Source organism: Xanthocytophaga agilis, assembly GCF_030068605.1.
In the GTDB taxonomy this organism is placed as follows: Bacteria; Bacteroidota; Bacteroidia; order Cytophagales; family 172606-1; genus Xanthocytophaga; species Xanthocytophaga agilis.
On sequence record NZ_JASJOU010000037.1, the window covers coordinates 1 to 2,500 of the forward strand.

Annotated in this window: 1 rRNA gene (cut by a window edge); it reads right to left on the reverse strand. The window is 49.2% G+C overall.

Going from position 1 to position 2,500, the window contains the following annotated elements:
• Window positions 1–126: 126 nt before the first annotated feature.
• A 23S ribosomal RNA gene (locus tag QNI22_RS40030) occupies window positions 127–2,500 on the reverse strand (it continues 471 nt past the right edge of the window).

The window sequence follows — 2,500 nt, forward strand, 5'->3', positions numbered from 1 at the left end:
GAGTAAAACTCTTTGTAGTAAAGAATTGACAAGTGGAAAAGAGAGAAACTCATTAACGAGTGTTTAAGTATAACAAAGTATTTTTTCTGATTGAGTATCTGACTTGCATGATCAGCAAAAAGAAAAAAACGGAAGTCTTCGGATCATTAGTACGACTTGGCTGAACATATTGCTATGCGTATACCTATCGCCTATCTACGTTGTCATCTCCAACGGTCCTATATGGATATCTCATCTTGAAGTGAGTTTCGCACTTAGATGCTTTCAGCGCTTATCTCATCCGGACATAGCTACGCTGCACTGCCATGGGCATGACAACAGCTACACCAGCGGTCCGTCCAACCCGGTCCTCTCGTACTAAGGTCAGCACTTCTTCAAATATCCTACGCCCACAACAGATAGGGACCGAACTGTCTCACGACGTTCTGAACCCAGCTCGCGTGCCACTTTAATGGGCGAACAGCCCAACCCTTGGGACCTTCTCCAGCCCCAGGATGTGACGAGCCGACATCGAGGTGCCAAACCTCCCCGTCGATGTGAGCTCTTGGGGGAGATCAGCCTGTTATCCCCGGCGTACCTTTTATCCTTTGAGCGATGGCCCTTCCATGCGGAACCACCGGATCACTATACTCTAGTTTCCTACCTGCTCGACTTGTCGGTCTCACAGTCAAGCTCGCTTTTGCTATTGCACTCTGCGTACGGTTACCAAGCGTACTGAGCGAACCTTTAGAAGCCTCCGATACTTTTTTGGAGGCGACCACCCCAGTCAAACTACCCACCAAACGCTGTCTCCTATTAGGATTAGGCGCTAAATCAAGCAAGGGTGGTATTTCAACGTTGACTCCCCGATGCCTGGCGACACCGGTTCGCAGTCTCCCACCTATCCTACACATGCTTGACCCAGCACCCACGTTAAGCTATAGTAAAGGTGCACGGGGTCTTTCCGTCCCGTTGCGGGTAAGCGGCATCTTCACCGCTACTACAATTTCACCGAGCTCACGGCCGAGACAGTGCCCAGATCGTTACACCATTCGTGCAGGTCGGAACTTACCCGACAAGGAATTTCGCTACCTTAGGACCGTTATAGTTACGGCCGCCGTTTACTGGGGCTTCGATTCAATGCTTTGCCTTGCGACTAACATCCCCTCTTAACCTTCCAGCACCGGGCAGGTGTCAGGCCTTATACGTCAACTTTCGTTTTGGCAAAGCCCTGTGTTTTTGTTAAACAGTCGCCTGGGCCATTTCTCTGCGACCACATCGCTGTGGTTCCCCTTTTCCCGAAGTTACAGGGTTAATTTGCCGAGTTCCTTAGCCGTGACTCACTCGAGCACCTGAGTATATTCTACCCGACTACCTGTGTCGGTTTACGGTACGGGTCAGTAAACAATTGCTTCCCAAGCTTTTCTTGGAAGTGGCTTCTTAGCATTATCACTCTGTCCGAAGACGTAGTGTACTATCATGAGCTTTCACTCACTTTAACGGACAATTCCGTCTGTCCGCAGCTAACGCGCCCCTCCGTCACTTGATGGCTCATTTACTAAGTACTGGAATATTAACCAGTTGTCCATCAGGGCTTCGCCTTCGCTAACCCCTTAGGCCCCGACTAACCCTGATCCGATTAACGTTGATCAGGAAACCTTAGTCTTACGGTGAGCAGGTTTCTCGCCTGCTTTATCGTTACTTATGCCTACATTTGCTTTTCTTCAAGCTCCACCATGACTTACATCACAGCTTCGATGCCGGAAGAATGCTCCCCTACCACATAATCAAAGATTATATTCATCGCTTCGGTACAAAACTTGATGCCCGTTTATTATCGATGCCCCATCCGCTCGACCAGTGAGCTGTTACGCACTCTTTAAATGAATTGCTGCTTCCAAGCAAACATCCTGGCTGTCAATGCAGATAGACTTCCTTTGTTCAACTTAGTCCTGATTTAGGGACCTTAGCGGATGATCTGGGTTCTTTCCCTCTCGGACTGGGACCTTAGCACCCCAGCCCTCACTCCCTTGTTAATTACACCGCATTCGGAGTTGGGCAGAATTTGGTAGGATGTGACTCCCCCTAGTTCTATCCGTCGCTCTACCTCGGTATAACATCACAAGAGGCTGCCCCTAAAGGCATTTCGGGGAGTACGAGCTATTTCTCAGTTTGATTGGCCTTTCACCCCTACCCACAAGTCATCCAAAAACTTTTCAACGTTTACTGGTTCGGTCCTCCACTACCTGTTACGGTACCTTCAACCTGCTCATGGGTAGATCACAAAGTTTCGCGTCTACTCCTACTGACTAAGCGCCCTGTTCAGACTCGCTTTCGCTTCGGCTGCATGTGTTAACACATTTAACCTTGCCAGTAAGAGTAACTCGTAGGCTCATTATGCAAAAGGCACGCCGTCACCCCACGAAAGGGCTCCGACCGCTTGTAAGCGCATGGTTTCAGGTTCTTTTCACTCCGTTACGCACGGTTCTTTTCACCTTTCCCTCACGGTACTGATTCACTA